Annotated in this window: 23 protein-coding genes; 20 read left to right on the forward strand and 3 right to left on the reverse strand. The window is 61.6% G+C overall.

Annotated elements, in window-relative coordinates:
• Positions 1–28 precede the first annotated feature (28 nt).
• The 15 genes from ACM6I6_RS08865 (at position 29) to ACM6I6_RS08935 (ending at position 16,442) form a co-directional block, all read left to right on the forward strand.
• On the forward strand, positions 29–751 hold the full coding sequence (locus ACM6I6_RS08865) for a tellurite resistance TerB family protein (RefSeq protein WP_414919772.1): 723 nt from the start codon (positions 29–31) through the stop codon (positions 749–751).
• 198 nt (positions 752–949) lie between these two features.
• The gene (locus ACM6I6_RS08870) at positions 950–2,572 is read left to right on the forward strand and encodes a methyl-accepting chemotaxis protein (protein WP_414919773.1); all 1,623 of its coding nucleotides are present in this window, start codon (positions 950–952) and stop codon (positions 2,570–2,572) included.
• Complete coding sequence (locus tag ACM6I6_RS08875; protein WP_414919774.1) at positions 2,572–3,108, forward strand: chemotaxis protein CheW; 537 nt, start codon at positions 2,572–2,574, stop codon at positions 3,106–3,108. The genes ACM6I6_RS08870 and ACM6I6_RS08875 overlap by 1 nt, the downstream gene beginning before the upstream one ends.
• Positions 3,105–4,376, forward strand: a complete 1,272-nt coding sequence (locus tag ACM6I6_RS08880; RefSeq protein ID WP_414919775.1) for a CheR family methyltransferase — start codon at positions 3,105–3,107, stop codon at positions 4,374–4,376. Before ACM6I6_RS08875 ends, ACM6I6_RS08880 begins: the two co-directional genes overlap by 4 nt.
• Positions 4,373–5,056 carry a chemotaxis protein CheW gene (locus ACM6I6_RS08885; RefSeq protein ID WP_414919776.1) on the forward strand — a complete coding sequence of 228 codons (684 nt, stop codon included), beginning with the start codon at positions 4,373–4,375 and terminating at the stop codon, positions 5,054–5,056. Before ACM6I6_RS08880 ends, ACM6I6_RS08885 begins: the two co-directional genes overlap by 4 nt.
• On the forward strand, positions 5,053–7,326 hold the full coding sequence (locus ACM6I6_RS08890; RefSeq protein ID WP_414919777.1) for a hybrid sensor histidine kinase/response regulator: 2,274 nt from the start codon (positions 5,053–5,055) through the stop codon (positions 7,324–7,326). Before ACM6I6_RS08885 ends, ACM6I6_RS08890 begins: the two co-directional genes overlap by 4 nt.
• Entirely contained in the window at positions 7,323–8,333 is a 1,011-nt protein-coding gene (locus ACM6I6_RS08895) for a chemotaxis response regulator protein-glutamate methylesterase (RefSeq protein ID WP_406591879.1), read from the forward strand. Before ACM6I6_RS08890 ends, ACM6I6_RS08895 begins: the two co-directional genes overlap by 4 nt.
• A gap of 46 nt (positions 8,334–8,379) precedes the next feature.
• On the forward strand, positions 8,380–9,381 hold the full coding sequence (locus tag ACM6I6_RS08900; RefSeq protein ID WP_323608729.1) for a PleD family two-component system response regulator: 1,002 nt from the start codon (positions 8,380–8,382) through the stop codon (positions 9,379–9,381).
• 246 nt (positions 9,382–9,627) lie between these two features.
• A protein-coding gene (prfB, locus tag ACM6I6_RS08905) for a peptide chain release factor 2 (protein ID WP_109790603.1) occupies positions 9,628–10,723 on the forward strand; the annotation gives its coding sequence in 2 pieces (ribosomal slippage) (positions 9,628–9,699 and positions 9,701–10,723; 1,095 coding nt in all).
• Positions 10,724–10,818: 95 nt separating this feature from the next.
• Positions 10,819–12,321, forward strand: coding sequence for a lysine--tRNA ligase (lysS, locus tag ACM6I6_RS08910; protein WP_274077199.1), 1,503 nt, complete (start codon positions 10,819–10,821; stop codon positions 12,319–12,321).
• A 101-nt stretch (positions 12,322–12,422) separates the two neighbouring features.
• Positions 12,423–13,139: a TetR/AcrR family transcriptional regulator gene (locus tag ACM6I6_RS08915; RefSeq protein WP_274077198.1), complete on the forward strand. Its 717-nt coding sequence runs from the start codon at positions 12,423–12,425 to the stop codon at positions 13,137–13,139.
• Positions 13,140–13,198: 59 nt separating this feature from the next.
• Positions 13,199–13,753: a hypothetical protein gene (locus tag ACM6I6_RS08920; protein WP_323628190.1), complete on the forward strand. Its 555-nt coding sequence runs from the start codon at positions 13,199–13,201 to the stop codon at positions 13,751–13,753.
• A 32-nt stretch (positions 13,754–13,785) separates the two neighbouring features.
• On the forward strand, positions 13,786–15,063 hold the full coding sequence (locus ACM6I6_RS08925) for a flavohemoglobin expression-modulating QEGLA motif protein (protein ID WP_274077196.1): 1,278 nt from the start codon (positions 13,786–13,788) through the stop codon (positions 15,061–15,063).
• A 138-nt stretch (positions 15,064–15,201) separates the two neighbouring features.
• Positions 15,202–16,116, forward strand: a complete 915-nt coding sequence (locus ACM6I6_RS08930) for an alpha/beta hydrolase (RefSeq protein ID WP_323608731.1) — start codon at positions 15,202–15,204, stop codon at positions 16,114–16,116.
• Positions 16,113–16,442, forward strand: a complete 330-nt coding sequence (locus ACM6I6_RS08935; RefSeq protein WP_274077194.1) for a hypothetical protein — start codon at positions 16,113–16,115, stop codon at positions 16,440–16,442. The genes ACM6I6_RS08930 and ACM6I6_RS08935 overlap by 4 nt, the downstream gene beginning before the upstream one ends.
• A 255-nt stretch (positions 16,443–16,697) precedes the next feature.
• Here ACM6I6_RS08935 and ACM6I6_RS08940 read toward each other — a convergent pair whose 3' ends face one another.
• The 3 genes from ACM6I6_RS08940 to ACM6I6_RS08950 form a co-directional block, all read right to left on the reverse strand.
• Positions 16,698–17,495, reverse strand: coding sequence for an OmpA family protein (locus ACM6I6_RS08940; protein WP_274077216.1), 798 nt, complete (start codon positions 17,493–17,495; stop codon positions 16,698–16,700).
• A gap of 59 nt (positions 17,496–17,554) precedes the next feature.
• Positions 17,555–17,962, reverse strand: a complete 408-nt coding sequence (locus tag ACM6I6_RS08945; RefSeq protein WP_274077193.1) for a DUF4398 domain-containing protein — start codon at positions 17,960–17,962, stop codon at positions 17,555–17,557.
• Between the two features lie 274 nt (positions 17,963–18,236).
• On the reverse strand, positions 18,237–18,581 hold the full coding sequence (locus ACM6I6_RS08950; protein ID WP_274077192.1) for a pilin assembly protein: 345 nt from the start codon (positions 18,579–18,581) through the stop codon (positions 18,237–18,239).
• 200 nt (positions 18,582–18,781) lie between these two features.
• Between ACM6I6_RS08950 and ppc the strand changes: the two genes are divergently transcribed.
• From ppc to ACM6I6_RS08975, 5 genes are all read left to right on the forward strand, one after another.
• Positions 18,782–21,412 carry a phosphoenolpyruvate carboxylase gene (gene ppc / locus ACM6I6_RS08955; RefSeq protein WP_414919778.1) on the forward strand — a complete coding sequence of 877 codons (2,631 nt, stop codon included), beginning with the start codon at positions 18,782–18,784 and terminating at the stop codon, positions 21,410–21,412.
• A 289-nt stretch (positions 21,413–21,701) separates the two neighbouring features.
• Positions 21,702–22,349, forward strand: a complete 648-nt coding sequence (gene adk / locus ACM6I6_RS08960) for an adenylate kinase (RefSeq protein ID WP_274077190.1) — start codon at positions 21,702–21,704, stop codon at positions 22,347–22,349.
• Positions 22,350–22,437: 88 nt separating this feature from the next.
• Positions 22,438–23,112 carry a tRNA (adenosine(37)-N6)-threonylcarbamoyltransferase complex dimerization subunit type 1 TsaB gene (gene tsaB / locus ACM6I6_RS08965; protein WP_414919779.1) on the forward strand — a complete coding sequence of 225 codons (675 nt, stop codon included), beginning with the start codon at positions 22,438–22,440 and terminating at the stop codon, positions 23,110–23,112.
• A 271-nt stretch (positions 23,113–23,383) separates the two neighbouring features.
• Positions 23,384–23,689 (forward strand): hypothetical protein, encoded by a 306-nt coding sequence (locus tag ACM6I6_RS08970; protein ID WP_274077188.1) that lies wholly within the window; start codon positions 23,384–23,386, stop codon positions 23,687–23,689.
• A complete protein-coding gene (locus ACM6I6_RS08975; RefSeq protein ID WP_414919780.1) occupies positions 23,689–24,546 on the forward strand; it encodes a DUF72 domain-containing protein in 858 nt (285 codons plus the stop codon). Before ACM6I6_RS08970 ends, ACM6I6_RS08975 begins: the two co-directional genes overlap by 1 nt.
• Positions 24,547–24,578 lie beyond the last annotated feature (32 nt).

Here is a 24,578-nt window from a genome sequence, read left to right on the forward strand (position 1 = left end):
TGGTTGTACCTTTTAGTGGAGGCGGAAAATGAACACCCGTGGATTGCTCGACCAGCTACTCAAATCCGGTCAGGACATGTTGCAGAACAAGACCGGTGGTGCCCGTAACACCTCGTCCAACGCAGGATTGGGCGGGTTACTCGGCGGCACCGGAGGCTCGGGCGGTCTCGGCAGCCTGCTCTCCGGTGCGGGCGGGGGGGCGTTGGCCGCCGGGGCCATGGGCCTGCTGCTGGGTAACAAGAAGGCGCGCAAGGTCGGGGGCAAGGTCGCGGTCTATGGCGGTCTCGCTGCATTGGGCGTGCTGGCCTACAAGGCCTACGGCAACTGGCAGGCCCAGCAGGGCACGGCGCCGAGGACCGAACCGCAAACCCTCGATCGATTGCCGCCGGCGCAAGTCGAGCAGCACAGCCAGGCGATTCTCAAGGCCCTGGTGGCTGCGGCCAAGGCCGACGGTCATGTCGATGCGCGCGAACGCGAGCTGATCGAAGGCGAGTTCAGCAAGCTCGACAACGACCAGGAGCTGCAACACTGGCTGCACGCCGAACTGAACAAACCGCTGGACCCCAGTGATGTCGCCCGCGCTGCCAGCACACCGGAAATGGCTGCGGAAATGTACATCGCCAGCGTGATGCTGGTGGATGAGGAGAGCTTCATGGAGAAGTCATACCTCGATGAACTGGCGCGCCAGCTCAAGCTGGAACCGGGATTGAAGTCCGAGCTGGAGAAACAGGTTCGCCAGGCTTCCCTGTAGGCGTCTGCCTTGAAAGATCGCAGCTTGCGGCGGCGCCCACAGGCGCGTAGGAGCTGCCGAAGGCTGCGATCTTTTGACTTTGATCCTGTCAATCACGCTTTTTTGCCCACGGGATAAGAACTGGCGCAACCGTCTTATAAATGAAACAGTGCCCTCGGCTATACTCCCCGCATTTCGAAATGCCCCCGAGGATTGACTGTGAAGAACTGGACGTTGCGCCAACGCATTTTGGCGAGCTTTGCGGTAATTATCGCCATCATGTTGCTGATGGTGGTCGTCTCGTATTCGCGCCTGTTGAAGATCGAGAGCAGCGAAGCCAGCGTTCGTGAGGATGCGCTGCCGGGGTTGTATTACAGCTCGATGGTGCGCGGCGCCTGGTCCGACAGTTATCTGCGGATGCTGGAGATGCTCGGCCTGGAACAGGGGCAGGGCTTCACCGCCAAGGATGCGTCAGACTTCAAGGACTTCTCCGCGCGTCTGCTGGACCAGATGGAGCTTTATCGCCAGACGGTCACCACGGACGAGGACAAGGTCGAGTACGCCGCGTTTGAAAAACTCCACGCGGATTACCACCGGATCCTGATTGCCGTTACCGAGTTGCATAAACGCAATCAGGACGCCGAAGCCATCAGGACGTTCAACGAAGAGCTGACCCCGACCTGGACGGCCGGGCGCATGAAGCTCAGCGAAATTCTGCGTCACAACAAAGCCGTGGCAGACCAGGCTGTTGCAGCCATCGACGATGCGGTGATCACCGCGAAAGTCATCATGGGTATTTCCCTGGTGTTCGCCGTGCTGGCCGCCGGCCTCTGCGGCCTGCTGTTGATGCGCGCGATCATGGCGCCGATGAATCGCATCGTGCAAATCCTCGAAATCATGCGCACGGGCGATCTGAGCACGCGCCTGAATCTTGAGCGCAAGGACGAATTCGGTGCCGTGGAAACCGGCTTCAACGACATGATGGCCGAGCTGACCTCTCTGGTGTCCCAGGCTCAGCGCTCGTCGGTGCAAGTAACCACCTCGGTCACCGAGATCGCCGCGACCTCCAAGCAACAACAGGCCACCGCCACCGAAACGGCCGCCACCACCACTGAAATCGGCGCGACTTCCCGTGAAATCGCCGCCACCTCCCGTGACCTGGTGCGCACCATGACCGAAGTGTCCACCGCCGCCGACCAGGCCTCGGTGGCCGCCGGCTCCGGGCAACAGGGCCTGGCGCGCATGGAAGAAACCATGCATTCGGTGATGGGCGCCGCCGACCTGGTCAACGCCAAGCTGGCGATCCTCAACGAGAAGGCCGGCAACATCAACCAGGTGGTAGTCACCATCGTCAAGGTCGCCGACCAGACCAACCTGTTGTCGCTCAACGCGGCGATCGAAGCCGAGAAGGCCGGCGAATACGGTCGCGGTTTTGCCGTGGTCGCCACCGAAGTGCGGCGCCTGGCGGACCAGACCGCCGTCGCCACCTACGACATCGAACAGATGGTGCGCGAGATTCAATCGGCGGTGTCGGCCGGTGTGATGGGCATGGACAAGTTCTCCGAGGAAGTGCGCCGTGGCATGTTCGAGGTGCAGCAGGTCGGCGAACAGCTGTCGCAGATCATCCATCAGGTCCAGGCGCTGGCGCCGCGGGTATTGATGGTCAACGAAGGCATGCAGGCCCAGGCCACCGGCGCCGAGCAGATCAACCACGCGCTGGTGCAATTGGGCGATGCCAGCAGCCAGACCGTCGAATCCCTGCGCCAGGCCAGTTTCGCTATCGACGAGCTGAGCCAGGTGGCCGTCGGGCTGCGTAGCGGCGTCTCGCGATTCAAAGTCTGATGAGCGAACTCACGGCCAGGCGCGTCGTCGTGAAACAGGCGGCGCATGCGCTGTTTCTGGTGTTCCGCATCGGTCACGAGCGTTATGCCTTGCAGGCGATCGAGGTGGCGGAAGTGCTGCCGCGCCTGCCATTGAAGCCGATTGCCCAGGCGCCGCACTGGGTGGCCGGGGTATTGGCCTATCGCGGCGCGGTGGTGCCGGTTATCGACCTCAGCGCATTGACCTTCGGTACGCCCGCGCAGGCGCGCACCAGCACGCGGTTGGTCCTGGTGCATTATCGCCCGGAGGCAACCGCCGAGGCGCAATTGCTCGGGCTGATCCTGGAACGGGCCACCGACACCTTGCGTTGCGACCCGGCGGATTTTCAGCCCTATGGCCTGGACAATCCCCAGGCGCGGTATCTGGGGCCCGTGCGTGAGGATGCCCAGGGATTGTTGCAATGGGTGCGGGTGGCCGAGTTGCTGGACGATCAGGTGCGTGCGCTGTTGTACCCGACGCCACCCCTGGACCTGACCGGGCTGGAGGCGCAGCGATGAGCAGCGACCAGCGCTTTTTCGATTTCCTCAAGGAACGCATCGGCCTCGACGTGACGTCAGTCGGCCCGGCGATCATCGAGCGTGCGGTGCGTCAACGCAGTGCTGCGTCCCAGGCGCAAACGGCCGACGAGTACTGGCGCACCTTGCAGTGTTCAAGCGACGAGCAGCAGGCGTTGATCGAAGCGGTGATCGTCCCCGAGACCTGGTTTTTCCGTTACCCGGAATCCTTCGCCACCCTGGCGAAACTGGCGAGCAGACGCCTGGCCGATCTCAACAACATGCGCGCCCTGCGGATTCTCAGCCTGCCGTGTTCCACCGGTGAAGAGCCTTATTCGATCGCCATGGCACTGCTGGATGCCGGGCTCAAGCCGCATCAGTTCAAGGTCGACGGCATGGACGTCAGCCCGCTGTCGGTGGACAAGGCGCGACGTGCGTTGTACGGCAAGAATTCCTTTCGCGGACAGGACATAACCTTTCGCGACCGCTATTTCAGCGCCGAGAACGACGGCTATCGACTCACCGCTCGGGTCCTCGATCAGGTGCGCCTGCAGGTCGGCAATCTGCTCGATCCGGCCTTGCTCGCCAGCGAGCCGCCCTACGACTTCGTGTTCTGCCGCAATCTGCTGATCTACTTCGACCTGCCGACGCAAAACCAGGTTTTCGAGGTGCTCAAGCGCTTGACCCATGTCGACGGCGTGCTGTTTATCGGCCCGGCCGAAGGCAGCCTGCTGGGGCGCCTGGGCATGCGCTCGATTGGCATCGCGCAGTCCTTTGCCTTCAGTCGTCATAGCGCTCCAGAGCCCGAACCTCTGCCGGCATTCGTCCCCACGCCGTTGCCGATGCCGCAACCTGTGCGCCGGATTGCGCCGGTACCGACTCAACGGCGCCCGTTCGCCAGCGTTGCGCAGGCATCGCACCCGCTTAAACCGAACAACTTCGAGGCCGCCGCGCTGCTGGCCAACGTCGCCGCGCTGGCCAATGAAGGCAAGAGTGCCGAAGCCCGCGCCGCCTGCGATCATTATCTGCGCCACCACGAACCGGTGGCCCAGGTGTTCTATTGGCTGGGACTGCTCAGCGATGTCGCCGGCAGTGTCCTCGAAGCCCAGGGTTTTTATCGCAAGGCGTTGTACCTCGAACCGCAACATGCCGACGCGTTGATGCACCTTGCCGCCTTGCTGCAATCCCAGGGCGATACCGCGGGAGCCAGACGATTGCAGGACCGCGCCGCCCGCAGCGAGCGCGCCGCTGACAGTGAGCGTAAACGATGATCGCCTCCGACTCCTTGAGCGTCACCCATGAAGATGCCCAGGCCATCGATGATTGCTGGAACCGTATCGGCATCCATGGCGACAAGTCCTGCCCGCTGCTGATCGAACACATCCATTGCCGCAATTGCGCGGTGTATTCGGCGGCCGCAACGCGTCTGCTGGACCGTTACGCGTTGCAGCAGGAAGACCGCGGCTCAGTGTCCGTTGAGGTCGAGAGCGAGGTGCAAACCCGTTCGCTGCTGATGTTTCGCCTCGGCGAAGAATGGCTGGGGCTCGCCACCCGCAGCCTGGTGGAAGTGGCGCCGTTGCAAACCATTCACTCCTTGCCGCATCAGCGCTCCCGGGCCTTGCTCGGGGTGGCGAATGTGCGGGGCTCGCTGGTGGCGTGCCTCTCGTTGGTCGAGTTGCTGGGCCTCGATAGCGTCGGCAGCGTGGCCACCGGCACGCGGGTGATGCCGCGGATGCTGATCATTGCCGCCCACGGCGGTCCGGTGGTGGTGCCGGTAGACGAAGTGGACGGGATTCATGCCATCGACGAACGCATCCTCGACGCGGCGTCCCGCTCTGGCGCGCAGGCCAGTGCCAAGTACACCCGTGGCGTGCTGCAATTCAAAGGTCGCAGCCTGCGTTGGCTGGATGAACAGCAGTTGTTGTCCGCCGTGACCCGGAGCCTCACATGACCCCCGAGCAAATGCGCGACTCCTCTTTGTTGGAGCTGTTCAGTCTGGAAGCCGAGGCCCAGACCCAGGTGCTCAGCGCAGGTCTGTTGGCGCTGGAGCGTGATCCGACCCAGGCCGATCATCTCGAATCGTGCATGCGTGCGGCGCATTCGCTCAAAGGCGCGGCGCGAATCGTCGGCGTCGATGCCGGCGTCAGCGTCGCGCATGTCATGGAAGATTGCCTGGTCAGTGCCCAGGAAGGGCGCCTGTACCTGCGGCCGGAGCACATCGACGCGCTGCTGCAAGGCACCGATTTGCTGATGCGCATCGCGACGCCGAACAGTGTGTCGGGGCCTGCGGAAATCGACGCCTATGTCGCGTTGATGGGGCGTTTGCTCGATCCGATGGCCGCCGAGGTAGCGAACCTGGCACCCGCCGCGCCGCTGATGGCAGAGCTGCAACTCGAAGCGCCCGCACCGGTGATGGAAGAGTCGGAGCCGCTGCCGGTCTCGCCGAAACAACCCCGGCGCACTACCGAAAACGGCGAGCGCGTGCTGCGGGTCACGGCCGAACGCCTGAACAGCCTGCTTGATCTGTCGAGCAAATCCCTGGTGGAGACCCTGCGGCTCAAACCGCACCTGGCCACCATGCAGCGGCTCAAGCGCATGCAGAGCAACAGCCTGCGGGCCCTGGAAAACCTCAACGTCCATCTCAAGGACCAGGCCCTGAGCCTCGAAGCCCGGGAAACCCTCGAAGATGCCCGCCGGCTCCTGGCTGAGTCCCAACAATTACTGGCGGAAAAAAACGCCGAGCTGGACGAGTTCGCCTGGCAGGCCAGCCAGCGTGCGCAGGTGTTGTACGACACCGCCCTGGCGTGTCGCATGCGGCCGTTCGCCGATGTCCTGACCGGCCAGGTACGCATGGTTCGCGACCTCGGTCGTAGCCTCGGCAAGCAGGTGCGGCTGGAAATCGAGGGCGAGAAAACCCAGGTCGACCGTGACGTCCTGGAGAAACTCGAGGCGCCCCTGACGCACCTGCTGCGCAACGCCGTGGATCACGGAATCGAAACCCCGGAACAACGCCTGTTGGCCGGCAAGCCGGAGGAAGGCGTGATCCGTCTGCGCGCCTCCCATCAAGCCGGCTTGCTGGTGCTGGAGCTGAGCGATGATGGCCATGGCGTCGATCTGGAAAAAGTGCGGCGCAGCATCGTCGAACGCCAATTGTCCCCGGCCGATACCGCCGCGCAACTGAGTGAAGAGGAGCTGCTGACGTTCCTGTTCCTGCCTGGCTTCAGCCTGCGCGACAGGGTCACCGAAGTCTCCGGGCGCGGTGTCGGCCTGGATGCGGTGCAGCACATGGTCCGCCAGTTACGCGGCGCGGTGGTGCTGGAGCAGACGGCGGGCGAGGGCAGCCGCTTCCATCTCGAAGTGCCACTGACCTTGTCGGTGGTGCGCAGCCTGGTGGTGGAAGTCGGCGACGAGGCCTATGCCTTCCCGCTGGCTCACATCGAACGCATGTGCGATCTGGAACCGGCGGATATCGTCCAGGTCGAGGGGCGCCAGCATTTCTGGCACGAAGGCCGGCATGTCGGGCTGGTGGCGGCCAGCCAGTTACTGCAGCGCCCGGCGAACCAGGTGGCTCAGCAAACCCTGAAAGTCGTGGTGATCCGTGAGCGCGATACGATCTATGGCGTTGCGGTCGAGCGCTTCATCGGTGAGCGGACCCTGGTGGTGCTGCCCCTGGACGAGCGTCTGGGCAAGATCCAGGATATCTCCGCCGGGGCCTTGCTCGACGACGGTTCGGTGGTGTTGATCGTCGATGTCGAGGACATGCTGCGTTCGGTGGACAAACTGCTCAACACCGGGCGCCTGGAGCGCATCGCGCGTCACAGCAGCCAGGCCGTCGAAGCGGCCCGCAAGCGGATCCTGGTGGTCGACGACTCCCTGACCGTGCGTGAGCTGCAGCGCAAACTGTTGCTCAATCGAGGTTATGACGTGGCCGTGGCGGTGGATGGCATGGATGGCTGGAACGCCTTGCGCTCGGAGGATTTCGACCTGCTGATCACCGACATCGATATGCCGCGCATGGACGGCATCGAGCTGGTGTCGTTGTTGCGCCGGGACAATCGCCTGCAATCGCTGCCGGTGATGGTGGTGTCCTACAAGGATCGTGAAGAAGACCGTCGTCGTGGACTGGACGCCGGGGCCGACTATTATCTAGCCAAAGCCAGCTTTCACGACGACGCCCTGCTCGATGCAGTGGTTGAGCTCATTGGAGGAGCACGGGCATGAGGATCGCAATAGTCAACGACATGCCCATGGCCGTGGAAGCATTGCGCCGGGCATTGGCCTTCGAGCCGGCACATCAGGTGATCTGGGTAGCGGGCGATGGCCGGGAGGCGGTGCGAAAGTGTGCCGAACAGACGCCGGACCTGATCCTGATGGACCTGATCATGCCGGTGATGGACGGCGTGGAAGCCACCCGGCGCATCATGGCTGAAACGCCCTGCGCGATCGTCATCGTCACCGTCGATCGCCAGCAGAATGTGCATCGGGTGTTCGAGGCCATGGGCCATGGCGCCCTGGACGTGGTCGACACGCCGGCCCTCGGCGCGGGCAATGCCCAGGATGCGGCGGCGCCGCTGTTGCGCAAGATCATGAACATCGGCTGGCTGATCGGCGACAAGGGCAATCGGGAGCGACCGGCACCGAGTCCCGCGCGCAGTAGCGGCCCGCGCCAGAGCCTGATCGCCATCGGTTCATCCGCTGGCGGGCCGGCGGCCCTGGAAATCCTGCTCAAAGGCCTGCCCCGGGATTTTTCCCCGGCCATCGTGCTGGTGCAACACGTCGACCAGGTCTTCGCCGCCGGCATGGCCGAATGGCTCGGCAGCGCCAGCGGCCTGAAGGTGCGCCTGGCCCAGGAGGGCGAGCCGCCGCAAGGCGGCACCGTGCTGCTGGCGGGCACCAATCACCATATTCGTTTGTTGAAGAACGGCACCCTGGCCTACACGGCCGAACCGGTCAACGAGATCTACCGGCCCTCCATCGACGTGTTTTTCGAGAGCGTGGCCAGTTACTGGAACGGTGATGCGGTTGGCGTTTTGTTGACCGGCATGGGGCGTGATGGGGCGCAAGGGCTTAAACTCATGCGCCAGCAAGGTTACCTGACCATCGCGCAGGACCAGCAGAGCAGTGCGGTGTACGGCATGCCCAAGGCGGCTGCGGCCATCGATGCCGCTGTGGAAATACGCCCGCTGGAAAAGATAGCGCCTCGTTTGCTGGAGCTTTTTCCCAAATGACCCTCTCAACAGCAATCCTGGCCCAAGCAGTTTCAGGTGAACGCACATGAATGAATTACAGCTCGACGACTTCAAGACTGACGAAAATGCCGCCATGGTGCTGTTGGTGGACGATCAGGCCATGATCGGCGAGGCAGTTCGACGTGGGTTGTCGAACGAAGACAATATCGACTTCCACTTCTGCGCCGACCCGCACCAGGCCATTGCCCATGCCGTGCGCATCAAGCCGACGGTGATCCTGCAGGACCTGGTCATGCCCGGCCTCGACGGCCTGAGCCTGGTGCGCGAATACCGCAAACACCCGGCGACCAAGGACATTCCGATCATCGTCCTGTCGACCAAGGAAGACCCGCTGATCAAGAGCGCGGCGTTCGCGGCCGGGGCCAACGATTATCTGGTCAAGCTGCCGGACAACATCGAACTGGTCGCGCGCATTCGCTATCACTCGCGCTCCTACATGACGCTGCTGCAGCGTGATGCGGCGTACCGCGCCTTGCGGGTCAGCCAGCAGCAGCTGCTCGACACCAACCTGGTGCTGCAACGCCTGATGAACTCCGACGGCCTGACCGGGTTGTCGAACCGTCGGCATTTCGATGAATACCTGGAGCTGGAATGGCGCCGTTCGCTGCGCGAGCAGAGCCAATTGTCGCTGCTGATGATCGATGTGGACTACTTCAAGACCTACAACGACACCTTCGGCCACCTGGAAGGCGACGAAGCCCTGCGCCAGGTCGCCGCGGCCATTCGTGACGCCTGCGCCCGGCCTTCCGACCTGCCGGCCCGCTACGGCGGCGAAGAGTTCGCCCTGGTGCTGCCCAACACCTCCCTCGGCGGCGCGCGCCTGGTGGCGGAAAAACTACGGATGACCGTGGCGGCGCTGAAGATCCCGCATATAGCCCCGACCGAAGGCTCGAGCCTGACCATCAGCATCGGCCTCTCGACCATCACCCCGACGGCAGGCAGCAATTGCCGGGAATTGATCTCGGCGGCGGACAAGGGGCTGTACCTGGCGAAGCACAATGGGCGGAATCAGGTGGGGATTGAGTGATCTGCAATTTCTACCAAAAGACATAGAACCTGTGGGAGCCGGGCTTGCCCGCGATGACGGTATGTCAGTCGACGAAAGTATTGGCTGTCAGGCCCTCATCGCGGGCAAGCCCGGCTCCCACAGGGTTCTGCGTTATCGCAAAGATCCCCTGTAACCACGTCTTTTCGGCCAGGCGGACTGCCGTTTTCGGCCGTTTGCCGGTATACTCGCCGGCTTTCAAAAGTTCGCCAACGAGTGCTGCCCGCCATGGAAATCAACCCGATCCTTAACACCATCAAGGACCTGTCCGAGCGCTCCGAAACCATTCGGGGGTATCTTTGACTACGATCAAAAGCATGAGCGTCTGACTGAAGTCAATCGCGAGCTTGAAGATCCGAGTGTCTGGAACAAGCCTGAATACGCCCAGGAGTTGGGGCGCGAGCGCGCTGCGCTGGCGCAGATCGTCGACACCCTCGACGAATTGAACACCGGTCTGGCCGATTGCCGTGACCTGCTGGACATGGCCGTCGAAGAAAACGACGAAGGCGCAGTGGGCGATGTCGTCGCCGAGCTGGCCCGTCTCGAGGAAAGTCTGGCCAAGCTGGAATTCCGCCGCATGTTCAGCCACGAAATGGACCCGAACAACGCGTACCTGGACATCCAGGCCGGTTCCGGCGGCACCGAAGCCCAGGACTGGGCGAACATTCTGCTGCGCATGTACCTGCGCTGGGCCGATAAACGCGGTTTCGACGCGACCATCATGGAGCTGTCGGCCGGTGAAGTCGCCGGTATCAAGGGCGCGACCGTGCACATCAAGGGCGAATACGCCTTTGGCTGGCTGCGTACCGAAATCGGCGTGCACCGCCTGGTGCGCAAGAGTCCGTTCGACTCCGGCAACCGTCGCCACACCTCGTTCTCTGCTGTGTTCGTTTCCCCCGAGATCGATGACAAGGTGGAAATCGAGATCAACCCGGCAGACCTGCGGATCGACACCTATCGTTCCTCCGGTGCCGGTGGTCAGCACGTAAACACCACCGACTCGGCCGTACGTATCACCCACGTACCGACCAACACCGTGGTCAGCTGCCAGAACGAACGTTCCCAGCACGCCAACAAGGACACCGCCATGAAAATGCTGCGGGCCAAGTTGTACGAGCAGGAAATGCAGAAACGCAACGCCGCGTCCCAGGCGCTGGAAGACACCAAGTCGGACATCGGCTGGGGTCACCAGATCCGTTCCTACGTTCTCGATGCCTCGCGCATCAAGGACCTGCGGACCAACATCGAACGCAGCGACTGCGACAAGGTACTCGACGGCGATATCGACGAATACCTGGAAGCCAGCCTGAAATCCGGTCTGTAATACACTGACACACCGCGATCCCCTGTAGGAGCCGGCTTGCCGGCGATCCCCGGCCGCAGGCCGGGGACAACGAACCAGATGGAATATTTAAAGACATGAGCGACCTAGAACTCGACCCGCAAGCCCTGCAACAGGAAGAAAACTCCCTGATCGCCCTGCGCAAGGAAAAGCTTGCTGCCGAGCGCGCCAAGGGCAATGCCTTCCCGAACGACTTCCGCCGCGAAAACTACTGCAATGACCTGCAGAAACAGTACGCGGACAAGACCAAGGAAGAGCTGGCAGAGGCTGCAATCCCGGTCAAGGTTGCCGGTCGCATCATGCTCAACCGTGGCTCGTTCATGGTGATCCAGGACATGACCGGTCGCATCCAGGTCTACGTCAACCGCAAGACCCTGTCCGAAGATACCCTGGCTGCGGTGAAAACCTGGGACATGGGCGACATCATCGCCGCCGAAGGCACCCTGGCCCGTTCCGGCAAGGGCGACCTGTACGTTGAAATGACCAACGTGCGCCTGCTGACCAAATCCCTGCGCCCGCTGCCGGACAAGCACCATGGCCTGACCGACACCGAACAGCGCTATCGCCAGCGTTACGTTGACCTGATCGTCAACGAAGACGTGCGCCAGACCTTCCGCGTGCGTTCGCAAGTCATCGCCCACATCCGCAGCTTCCTGATGAAGCGTGACTTCCTGGAAGTGGAAACGCCGATGCTGCAGACCATCCCGGGTGGCGCGGCAGCCAAGCCGTTCGAAACCCACCACAACGCGCTGGACATGGAAATGTTCCTGCGTATCGCGCCAGAGCTGTACCTCAAGCGCTTGGTGGTTGGCGGTTTCGAGAAAGTGTTCGAGATCAACCGCAACTTCCGTAACGAAGGCGTTTCGACTCGTCACAACCCTGAATTCACCATGTTGGAGTTCTACCAGGCCTACGCCGACTACGAAGACAACATGGACCTGACCGAAGAACTGTTCCGTGAACTGGCTCAGTTGGTCCTGGGCAGCACCGACGTGCCTTACGGCGACAAAGTGTTCCACTTCGGCGAGCCGTTCGTGCGCCTGTCGGTATTCGACTCGATCCTCAAGTACAACCCTGAGTTGACCGCCGACGACCTGAACGACATCGACAAGGCTCGCGACATCGCCAAGAAAGCCGGCGCCAAGGTGCTGGGCTTCGAAGGCCTGGGCAAACTGCAAGTGATGATTTTCGAAGAGCTGGTCGAGCACAAGCTGGAACAGCCGCACTTCATCACCCAGTACCCGTTCGAGGTGTCGCCGCTGGCCCGTCGCAACGACGAGAACCCGAACGTCACCGACCGCTTCGAGCTGTTCATCGGTGGTCGTGAAATCGCCAACGCCTACTCCGAGCTGAACGACGCGGAAGACCAGGCCGAGCGTTTCATGGCTCAGGTGGCCGACAAGGACGCCGGCGATGACGAAGCCATGCACTACGACGCCGACTTCGTTCGCGCGCTGGAGTACGGCATGCCGCCGACGGCGGGTGAAGGCATCGGCATCGACCGCCTGGTGATGCTGCTGACCAACTCCCCATCGATCCGCGACGTGATCCTGTTCCCGCACATGCGGCCGCAAGCGTAAGTGTTTCAACTAAAAAGCCGCCTGAAATAGGCGGCTTTTTATTGCCTGTCTGGTACAAACGTATCAAATAGTTACTTTTGAAGTAGAGAGGAATACCTGTCGTGAACTCTGCAATAGCTCAAGAAGGTGCAGCGGGTATCGCCACTGCGGTCGCTGAAAGCGTTCAGTACCAGGGCCGCAAGGCCAGCCGGCAGGGCAGCGAACAGCGTCGACAGGACATTCTCGATGCCGCGATGCGCATCGTCGTGCGTGATGGCGTACGGGCCGTGCGCCACCGTGCGGTAGCCGCTGAGGCTGAAGTGCCATTATCGGCGACCACTTACTACTTCAAGGATATCGATGACCTGCTCACCGATACCTTCGCCCAATACGTGGAACGCAGCGCGGCCTACATGGCCAAGTTGTGGGTGAACAACGAGGGCCTGCTGCGCGACATGATCGCCAGCGGCGACGGCAGCCCGCAGGCGCGTTCAAAACTGGCGGACGACATTGCGCGGTTGATGACCGAGTATGTTCATCGGCAACTGGTGACCCGTCGTGAACACTTGATGGCCGAGCAGGCGTTCCGTCAGGAAGCACTGTTGAACCCGCGCCTGGCCGAATTGGTGCGCTCCCATCAGCAAATCCTGTTGCAGGGATCCTGCCAGCTCTTCCAGGTGCTGGGCTCCCACGAGCCGCAACAAGATGCCAAAGTGTTGACGGCGATAATCGGACGGATGGAATATCAGGGCCTGCTCAACGACGCCGAGCCGGGCGCCGAAGAGGAAATGCTCGGCATACTGACGCGTTATATGCATTTGGTGCTGGCGTCGGTTTAATCCCTGTAGGAGCGAGCTTGCTCCTACAGTGGACAGTGTTGTTTCAAAGGGAGTGTTGAATGAGAGTCTGGCGTGTCGTAGTGATCGCCTTGTCGTTCCTGCTGCTCAGTGGCTGCCTGGTGACCTTCAAGGAGCCGCTGCCCACGAGCGAGCCCGTGCCCAAGGGGTTGCTCGGAAAATGGACCAGCACCAACGCCTGGGGTGAGCCGGTCAACCTGGAACTGACGCGCATCGGCGACAATCGCTATCAGGCGGTGAGCTACTTCAGGGCCAGGCCCAAGGAGCGCGAAGCCTATCCCTTCACCGTGTCGCGCCACGGCAGCCGCTGGTATCTTTCGGCGAAAGTGCCGGCGCAGTTCGGCGGGCATTTCACCATTGGCGGGTTTGAGCTCACCGACAAGCATGAACTGGTGGTGTACAACCTCGACCTCGAACAGATCAAGCAGGCCCTGGGGCAGAACGTCTTGAGCGGCGAGAGCTTTCAGACCGACGACGGCGATGGCGTGTTGATCAACAGTCAGATGGACCAGGTGTCCGCCTACCTCGACGACCCGGCCAATTCCGATGTGTTCGTCGAAGTGGTGCGTTACCAGCGCCAGGCCAAAGCCAAGTAAACCAGCACAGAAGATTTCTACGGGAGTTTCGGGTGGACGATTACCAGCAGTCGATACGCATTTTGTCCGATCGCATTGTGCTGGCACAGACGCCGATTCGCGTCCTCGATGCGGTCAAATGGGACGACAACATCCGCAAGGGTTTCCTGAAGGCCAAGGGCAAGGAAATGCCGGCGGTGGACCGCGACTACTACCTCAACCGTCCGTTGGCTTTCGATTCCAGCAAGGTGAAGCTGGAGTTCCAGAACATCGAGCGCGACATCACCCGCCAGCTGGGTCAGTTCAACCCGGTCGGGCAGATCATGCGCCGCATGTGCAAGGAATACCGCATGGTGGTGCGCATGCTCGAAGCGCGCGGCACCGAGGATTTTGGCCTGATTTCCCAGGAGTTGTACGGCGCTGCGTCCGACGCGTTCCATGCCGGCGACCCGACGTTATCCGACCTGGGCATGATGTTGTCCGAATACCTGAACAACATCGACGGTCGTGGCGACCTCAAGGATGAACCGAAGACGCTGACGGCCAAGGATGCGGTCGACATGTTGCAGCATCGCCTGAACAAGGTGTTTGGCGAAGCCGAGGAAACCATCCGGGTGTTCGAATCCGACGGGATCGTCGCCGATGCGGCGGCCGGCGCCGACTACATCAAGATCCGCTCCGACGCGATGTTCAACCAGCGCGACGTGCGCGCCCTGGAGGTTCACGAAGGGCTGGTGCACGTGGGCACCACGCTCAACGGCCTGAACCAGCCGATCTGCACCTTCCTGTCCAAGGGCCCGCCGTCGTCGACGGTGACCCAGGAAGGCCTGGCGATCCTGATGGAAATCATCACCTTCGCCTCCTATCCGAGTCGCCTGCGCAAACTGACCAACCGCACTCGCGCCATTCATATGGTGGAGGAGGGCGCGGACTTCCTGCAGGTGTTCGAGTTCTTCCGCGAACAAGGTTTCGAAATGCCCGAGAGCTACAGCAACGCCAGTCGCGTTTTCCGCGGCTCGGTGCCGACAGGTCTGCCCTTTACCAAAGACTTGTCCTACCTCAAGGGCTTCATCATGATTTACAACTACATTCAGCTGGCGGTGCGCAAAGGCAAGCTGGAGCAGATACCGCTGCTGTTTTGCGGAAAGACCACCCTGGAAGACATGCGCACCTTGCGCCTGCTGGTGGACGAAGGGTTAGTGGTACCACCCAAATACCTGCCGGAACAATTCCGGGACATGAACGCGTTGTCGGCGTGGATGTGCTTCTCCAACTTCCTCAACCACCTGAGCCTGGACCGGATCGAGGCGGATTACTCCAATATCCTTTAATCACGACACCTTCTGTAGGAGCTGGCTTGCCAGCGAAGAACGATAACGCGGTGCGGCAGGTAAACCGCGTTACGGCGTTCGCTGGCAAGCCAGCTCCTACAGGGTCAGATATTCACATATATCGCGAGGTTTCAACGGATGAGAATCCTCGGCATCTTCTGCCTTCTCCTGGCGCTGAGCGGTTGCAGCTCCTTGCTGTTCTACCCCGAGCCCGGCCAGCTGTTCACCCCGGAAAAAGCCAAGCTCGAATACCGCGAGGTCACCCTGACCACCGCCGACGGCCTCAAGCTGAACGCCTGGTGGCTGCCGGCGAAAAAGGGTGTCGAGGTCAAGGGCACCGTCCTGCACCTGCACGGCAACGGCGGCAACCTGCCCATGCACCTGGGCGGCAGCTGGTGGTTGCCCAAGGAGGGTTATCAGGTACTGCTGGTGGACTACCGCGGTTACGGCTTGTCCGAGGGCGAGCCGAGCCTGCCGGCGATCTATCAGGACATCGACGCCGCGTTCAAATGGCTCGACCAGGCCCCCGAGGTCAAGGGCAAGCCGCTGATCCTGCTGGGCCAAAGCCTCGGTGGGGCGATGGCCGTTCACTACCTGGTGCAACACCCCGAGCGGCAAAAACAGCTCAAGGCGTTTGTGCTCGATGGCGTACCCGCCAGCTACCGCAGCGTCGGTCGCTATGCGCTGAGCAATTCATGGGTGTTCTGGACGTTCCAGGTGCCGCTGTCCTGGCTGGTGCCGGATGGCGACAGCGCGATCAATTCCATGGCGCAGCTCAACGGCGTGCCGAAACTGATCTATCACAGCATCGACGATCCGATCGTGCCTCTTTCCAACGGCATCCGTCTGTATCAAGCTGCGCCGCCGCCGAGAGTGCTGCAACTGACCCGTGGCGGTCACGTGCAGACATTCGCCGACCCGGTGTGGCGCAAGGTCATGCTGCGTTTTCTTGAAGACCCGCAGCATTTCAACGGCCTGCGCCGCCTGGGCGAAATCCCCAATTACCCGGCGCCCGAACCTTCTGAAAATGAACCACCAGAGAGCCCGCAATGAGTGAAGAACGCAACGCCATCCCGCTGATCATCACCGGTATCTGCAGCATCCTGGGCACCGTCGCTGCCTTGTGGTGGTACGGCTACCTGCATTTCGCCAAGCCAGAGGATGCGTTGCTGCTCAACGAATTCACCATGCTCAAGACCGTGCCCGGCGAAGACTACAAAGTCTCCCTGGAACCGGCGGCGCAAGTGGCGCAGTGCATAGATGGGGTGTTGGTATTGTTCGACACTGAGCAGAAAGGCCTGACCGGCGTGCTTGTCAACGAGCGGAAAAAAGCCGTGCGTTGCATGGGGCAGGAAACCCCGCAGAAGCTCGAGCAGTAAACACAAATCAACTGTGGGAGCCAGCCTGCTGGCGATTGCGATTGAACATTCAACTTTGATGTTGATTGATACACCGCTATCGCCAGCAGGCTGGCTCCCACAGGGGACTATGTAAGACTGCTAATTGGGTGTTGGCGCTCTTAAATGTGGGAGCCAGCCTGCTGGCGATTGCGATTGAACATTCAACTTTGATGTTGATTGATACACCGCTATCGCCAGCAGGCTGGCTCCCACAAGGGGCTGTGTAACGACTGATTATTGAGTGTTGGCACTCACCGCCGAACGCGGGATCACCGGCTGGTTGTCATTGGAAATCGTCACTTCCACCCGACGGTTCTGCGCCCGGCCCGAAGTACTGGTGTTATCCGCCACCGGGTATTCCTTGCCATAACCCTGAGCGACGATGCGGGTCGGGTCGACACCCATCTTCACCAGTGCCATGCGCACGGAGCCCGCTCGGCGTTCCGACAACGACTGGTTGTGCGAGGCGGTACCGGTACTGTCGGTGTAGCCCTCGACAATCGCTTTGCGGTCCGGGTTGTCCCGCAGGTACTGCGCCAGTTTGTTGATGTTCACCAGACCGTTGGATTTCAGCTCGGCCTTGTCGGTGGCGAACAGCACATCACCGAAGGTCACCAGCGTGCCGCGGTCGGTCTGCTTGGCGTTGAGGCTGTCCTGCAGCTGTTTGATCTGCTGGTCGCGGGCGTCCAGACGGGCCTGGGCCCGTTGCGCGGAAGCGTTTTTCAGGTTGGCTTCGGCGGTGCGCAGGGCGATGGTCTGTTTCGCCACTTCGACGCGCTGGTTGGTCAGGTAGGCCAACTGGTCGACCTTGGCCGCGTCTTCCTTGTCCAGATAAGCCTTGTCGGCTTTGTCCAGGTAATCGCTGGCTTCCTTGGTTTCCAGCGCCGCGACTTTGCTCGCCTGCGGGTTGGCTTGCAGGCCAGCATAGTTGGTGCGGGCCTGTTCAAGGCTGGGGTTCGGTGGCGTGGAGCACGCAGCCAGGGCGACGCTTGCGGCCAGCAGGGCAGGGATCATCACGTGTTTGTAATTCATGCTTTTGGAAATCATGGTTTCGTCCTTTTAGTCGAAAAGAAATACGTCGGGCCGCGCCGTTACTGAACGGTGCGCTGGCTTTCCTGACGCAGTTCCTGAACTCCTTTCTGAGAGTCCTTCACAGTCTGTTCGGCTTTCATCGCCTGGGCTTTGCGCTCGGCGACGCGAGCATCCCACTCAGCCTGTTCGGCCAGGGTCCTGGCTTGATCGTACTTTTTGTCATGCATGGCAATTTCGGCTTGCTTGAGCTTGTCCTGGGCAGCCTTCATTTCCACCGCAGCGAATTCGGTACCACCGGCGCTGACGGCGTCGTTGACCGCGGACTCGGTGACGGCAAATTGCTCGCTGGGTGGGTTACCGGCGCAACCGGCCAGTACCAGGCTGCCGCCGATCGCCAGTGCCGCCATTTTCAGGCTGTGCAGGGAAGAAAATGTGCCAGTTCGGGTTTTCATCGTTTTCAACTCCATGGGGCTAACTCCTGAGAAACGTGAACATCCATCCTGGGCAAGGAGCCGAAAGCTACCGTTTTGGGGGCGTTTTGATACGGCCGTCCCAGGCGTGGTTACTGGGTTGACCCGAGGCGTTTTTCGAAAGTTCAGAGAAATTAGCCTGCTACCGAAAAAAACTTCGATTCAGTGGACAGGGCTCTATATCGAGGAGTGCGGCGATGAACATGGCTGTTCACGCCCCCTCGAAGGGGGCGCGGGCAGCGGTTTTCAGAAGGGGATGAATGCGGGGAAGTCAGTGTTTCTGCTTGTCGTTACCGGTCGACAAGTCGTGCAGATGACGACGGGACAACGCTAGAAAACGTGGGGTAGGGCCGATGTCTTCGTACAGCGGATCGCCTTCTTCATCCGTGGCGACCACGGTCGAACCTTTCACGTAGGGAAAGCTTTTTTCCAGCTCTTCCAGGGCGGCCCCGATCAGTTCGCCCAACAGTTCTTCGGGGCTGCGCTTGGGGTACATTTCGATGATCGCCGCAAGCCGTGCGGCAGCCTCCACGTCCAGATGAATCGAATAGCCTGTATCGGTCAGGCGACCTTTGGCGTTTTCTTCCCAGTGGTTGGCAAGCTCGCGGATTTTCATAATGACCTCATTGCGCTCCTGCTCCAGGCAGGCGGGGAATGTCCGGCAGGCGCCGGCGACAGCCGTTGTACGGCTTACTCTTGAGACTAGCTTCAACGCCAAAGGTTTACAGGCCCTTCGTCGTCTTGCTTGTAAGAACCGGTCTGGAGCGGCACTCTTAAGGTTCCTGGTCGACCGGATTTTTCCCTGGAGAACTGTTGATGACCGATATTGATGCACGCTTGCGCGAAGACGTTCACCTGCTGGGTGAGTTGTTGGGCAATACCATTCGTGAACAGTACGGGGACGGCTTTCTCGACAAGATCGAGCAGATCCGCAAGGGCGCCAAGGCGGACCGCCGCGGCTCCATGGACGCCGAACTGAGCGCCAGCCTCAACCAGTTGACGGAGGACGAATTGCTGCCGGTGGCGCGGGCCTTCAACCAGTTTCTCAACCTGGCCAACATCGCGGAGCAGTACCAGCTGATTCACCGTCGCGAAGAATCCCAGGCCGCGCCCTTCGAAGCGCGGGTGCTGCCGGAGTTGCTCGCCCGCCTGCGCGCCGAAGGTCATGGCGCCGAGGCCCTGGCCCGGCAACTGGGTCGGCTGGAAATCGAACTGGTGCTGACCGCGCACCCGACCGAAGTCGCGCGCCGCACGCTGATCCAGAAATACGACGCCATCGCCGCGCAACTGGCAGCCCAGGACCATCGCGACCTGACCAGCGCCGAGCGCGAGCAGATCAAGTCGACCTTGCAGCGCCTGATCGCCGAAGCCTGGCACACCGAAGAAATTCGCCGCACGCGCCCGACGCCGGTCGACGAAGCCAAATGGGGCTTCGCGGTGATCGAGCATTCGCTGTGGCAAGCGATCCCCAATTACCTGCGCAAGGCCGACCAGGCCCTGCACGCTGCCACCGGCCTGCGTTTGCCACTGCAAGCCGCACCGATTCGCTTTGCCTCGTGGATGGGCGGCGACCGCGACGGCAACCCGAACGTGACGGCGGCGGTGACCCGTGAAGTGCTGCTGCTGGCGCGCTGGATGGCGGCCGATCTATACCTGCGCGATGTCGATCACCTGGCTGCCGAGTTGTCGATGCAGCAGGCCAGTGAAGAACTGAGGGCCAAGGCAGGCGACAGCGCCGAACCCTATCGCGCGGTGCTCAAACAGCTACGCGAACGCCTGCGGGCGACGAGAAACTGGGCGCACACCGCGTTGTCGACCCCGACGCCGGCACCGGCCGATGTGTTGCAGAACAACCGCGAGCTGCTCGACCCGCTGGAGTTGTGCTACCACTCGCTGCATGAGTGCGGCATGGGCGTGATTGCCGACGGTCCGTTGCTCGATTGCCTGCGCCGGGCAGTGACCTTCGGCCTGTTCCTGGTGCGCCTCGATGTGCGTCAGGACTCGTCGCGCCATACCGCGGCCATGACCGAAATCACCGATTACCTTGGCCTGGGTCGCTATGAGGACTGGAGCGAAGAAGAGCGCATCACCTTCCTGACGCGCGAACAGAATAACCGTCGGCCCTTGCTGCCGGCCCACTACAAGCCCTCGGCCGACACCGCCGAAGTACTCGCGACCTGCCGGGAAATCGCCGCTGCGCCAGGGGCGTCGCTGGGTTCCTACGTGATCTCCATGGCCGGTGCCGCTTCCGATGTGCTGGCCGTGCAGCTGTTGCTCAAAGAGTCCGGGGTGCTGCGGCCGATGCGCGTGGTGCCGCTGTTCGAAACCCTGGCCGACCTCGACAACGCCGGCCCGGTGATCGAGAAGCTGTTGCTGCTGCCGGGTTATCGCTCGCGCCTGCAAGGCCCGCAGGAAGTGATGATCGGTTATTCCGACTCGGCCAAGGACGCCGGGACCACGGCCGCCGCCTGGGCACAATACCGGGCGCAGGAGCGGCTGGTGGATATCTGCCGCGAACAGCAAGTGGAACTGCTGTTGTTCCATGGTCGCGGTGGCACCGTGGGGCGTGGTGGCGGCCCGGCCCACGCGGCGATCCTGTCGCAGCCACCCGGTTCGGTGGCTGGACGTTTCCGCACCACCGAGCAGGGAGAAATGATTCGTTTCAAATTTGGCCTGCCGGACATCGCCGAGCAAAACCTCAACCTGTACCTGGCCGCGGTACTCGAGGCGACCTTGCTGCCGCCACCACCGCCAACGCCTGAGTGGCGCCACTTGATGGACGAATTGGCCGCCGACGGAGTCAGCGCCTACCGCGCCGTGGTGCGGGAAAATCCGCAGTTCGTGGAATATTTCCGCCAGTCCACCCCGGAACAGGAACTGGGGCGCCTGCCGCTGGGCAGTCGTCCGGCCAAGCGCCGCGCTGGCGGGATCGAAAGCCTGCGGGCCATCCCGTGGATCTTCGGCTGGACCCAGACCCGCCTGATGCTGCCGGCCTGGCTCGGCTGGGAAGCGGCCCTGAGCAAGGCGCTGGAGCGCGGTGAAGGCGAACTGCTTGCGCAGATGCGTGAGCAATGGCCGTTCTTCCGCACCCGCATCGACATGCTGGAAATGGTCCTGGCCAAGGCCGACGCGGATATCGCGCGGTCTTACGATGAGCGGCTGGTCGAACCGGACTTGCTGCCGTTGGGCGCGCACTTACGCGACCTATTGTCGCAGGCATGCACCATCGTTCTCGGGCTGACCGGTCAGTCGCAGCTGCTGGCACATAGCCCAGCCACCCTTGAATTCATCCGCTTGCGCAACACGTACCTCGACCCGCTTCATCTATTGCAGGCCGAGTTGCTGGCACGCTCGCGGCAACGAGATGTGGCACAGGATAGCCCGGTAGAACAGGCGTTGCTGGTGTCTGTGGCGGGGATTGCCGCCGGTTTGCGCAATACCGGCTAAGGTTTGTTGTCGTGCTTTGGAGCATCCGGCGCGAGCGTCGGATGTGCTTCGATAGCGGGTGCAAAAGTGCTGCCAAGCGACAGTTAATGATGGGGTTGCGACTTGGGGAACCGGGTTACAGGGTCACGACAGACAGCGGTTTCTCCGACTTTTGGCGGCTTGTGTGGGCGCAGCCTGCTGTGTATCTTGAGCAGCCTTTGGCCGTTTGGGCGGTCACGACCCTATTTTTGAGATTGGCCCCACGAGGCGAATCTGACGTTATCTAAATAAAAAATTGAGGAGCACATCGATGCGCGTCATTCTGCTGGGAGCTCCCGGGGCCGGTAAAGGTACTCAGGCTAAGTTCATCACCGAAAAATTCGGCATTCCACAAATCTCCACGGGCGACATGCTGCGCGCCGCGGTCAAGGCCGGCACCGAGCTGGGCATCAAGGCCAAGAGCATCATGGATGCCGGCGGCCTGGTGTCCGATGACTTGATCATCGCCCTGGTCAAGGACCGTATCGCCCAGCCCGACTGCGCCAACGGTTTCCTGTTCGACGGTTTCCCGCGCACCATTCCCCAGGCTGAAGCCCTGGTGACTGCTGGCGTCGAGCTGGATGCGGTGGTTGAAATCGCCGTTGAAGACGAAGAGATCGTGCAACGTATCGCCGGTCGCCGTGTTCACGAGGCCAGCGGCCGCGTTTACCACATCGTCTACAACCCGCCGAAAGTTGCCGGCAAGGACGACATCACTGGCGAAGAGCTGGTGCAGCGCAAGGACGACACCGAAGAAACCGTGCGTCATCGCCTGTCGGTCTACCATTCGCAGACCAAGCCGCTGGTGGCCTTCTACCAGGAGCTGTCGGCTGCCAATGGCAAGCCGAAGTACAGCCATATCGAAGGCGTCGGTTCGGTTGAAGCAATCACCGCCAAGGTGCTTGCAGCCCTGAGCTGAAAAATCGCTTGATCTTCCACGGCCCGCTTGCGGGCCGTAGTTGTTTATACTGACGCACTTTTTTCCGATCACTCTTGTGGATACATCGATGAGCACCTTGCTGGCCCTGGACACCGCGACTGAAGCTTGCTCCGTTGCCTTGCTGCATGACGGCAAAGTGACGAGCCATTACGAGGTGATTCCGCGCCTGCATGCACAGAAGCTGCTGCCGATGATCCAGCAGTTGCTCGCCGATGCCGGCACCACCCTGCAAGCGGTCGACGCCATCGCCTTCGGTCGCGGGCCGGGCGCGTTCACCGGCGTGCGCATTGCCATCGGTGTGGTGCAAGGCCTGGCGTTTGCGCTCGATCGCCCGGTGTTGCCAGTGTCGAACCTGGCCGTGCTGGCCCAACGCGCCTATCGCGAGCATGGTGTGAGCCAGGTCGCGGCGGCCATCGATGCGCGTATGGACGAGGTGTATTGGGGCTGCTACCGCGAGACGGCGGGGGAGATGCGCCTGGTCGGCGCTGAAGCGGTATTGCCACCGGAGTCGGCTGCCTTGCCGGCCGATGCCAGTGGCCAGTGGTTCGGTGCAGGCACGGGCTGGGGGTATGCCGAGCGCATCGCCGTCGACCTGAGTGGCCAGGATGCGGGCATGCTGCCTCATGCCGAAGATTTGCTGGCCCTGGCGCGGTTTGCCTGGGCGCGTGGCGAGGCGATCGTGGCGGATGAGGCGCAGCCGGTTTATCTGCGGGATAAAGTGGCGACGCCTAAGGCGCGTTAATCCTCCAGACCGAGTTGATCCCATCGCGAGCAAGCTCGCTCCCACAGGTTCTCCAACACCCTGTGGGAGTGGGCTTGCTCCCACAGGATCTCCGCTAACCCTGTGGGAGCGGGCTTGCTCGCGAAGGCGATCTATCTGACAAAGCCAATCGTCAGTTTGTAACTCCAGCTTTTAAACCTTTTGCCTTTTATGTGTTCTAGTTATCACTAGGCGGTTTGCGATGTGGCCTGGGTGCCACTAGACTGCCATTACTGATACCGAGCATGCACCTATGCGTATAGACGGCGTTTCCTCTCAGTCCTACCCCATCAAGCGCAAGCCTCGCAAAGACCAGGTAGTGCATGACGAGTCCGTCGATATCGAGGGTGAGCTGGAGTTTGCCAGCGAAGAACAACTGGCTTCCCGTGCCGCCAAGGCCGCCGCGCAAAAGCTCAGCAATCTTCCCGCCCGTCAGCAGGACATGCTTTATCACCGCGCGATGAGCAAGAGCGTGGCAACGGCGCTGGCCAGTTACCTGAGCACCGCCAGTTTCGTCGATTGGGATGCGCAAGTGCTGGGCCTCGACCTGTACATCTGATGCTGCCTTACTACCTCGGTTGTCCGTCCTGGAGTGAAAACGCCTGGCGCGATTACCTGTACCCGCCTGCGGCCAAACCCGCCGATTTTCTCAATCTCTATGCGCAAGTGTTCAATGCCGTGGAAGGCAATACGACCTTCTACGCGAGCCCGGCTGCCAGCACCGTGCAGCGCTGGGCCGAGGCCATGCCCGGACACTTTCGCTTCACCGCGAAGTTTCCCCGCGAGATCAGCCACGGCGGTGACCTGCGCGAACAACTGACCGCCGCCGAAACCTTCACCCAGCTACTCAGCCCCCTCGGTGAGCGGGTGTCCCCACTGTGGTTGCAGTTGTCGAAGAGCTTCACACCACAACGCTTGCCGGAGCTGGCCGGATTTATCGATGGGCTGCAGCGGCCATTGGCGGTGGAAGTGCGCCATGACGACTTTTTCGCCAAGGGTGACAGCGAGCGCGAACTCAATCGCCTTCTACTCGATCGCGGCGTCGAACGTATCTGCCTCGATCCCCGTGCGCTGTTCAGCTGTACCTCGACCGAGCCCTCGGTGCTTCACGCCCAATCGAAGAAACCCCGGGTGCCACCACGCCCGGCAGCGTTCACGCAATTTCCGCAGGTGCGTTTCATCGGTCATCCGCAGCTTGAAGCCAACGATCCGTTCCTGGAGCCGTGGGTAGAAAAAATCGCCCTGTGGATCGAAGAGGGTCGCACGCCCTACATCTTCCTGCACACCGCCGACAATCTGCTCGCGGCGAAACTGGCGCAACGTTTTCACACACGCCTGATGTTGCGACTGCCTGGCTTGCCGGCGCTGCCTGAGCTATACAGAGAGCCCGCGGCCGAGCAACTTGGCTTGCTCTGACAGCGGACTCGTTTTCCTGCACAGGAGCCTAC

The sequence above is a fragment of the Pseudomonas sp. IT-P218 genome, assembly GCF_949767605.1.
GTDB lineage: Bacteria > Pseudomonadota > Gammaproteobacteria > Pseudomonadales > Pseudomonadaceae > Aquipseudomonas > Aquipseudomonas putida_AE.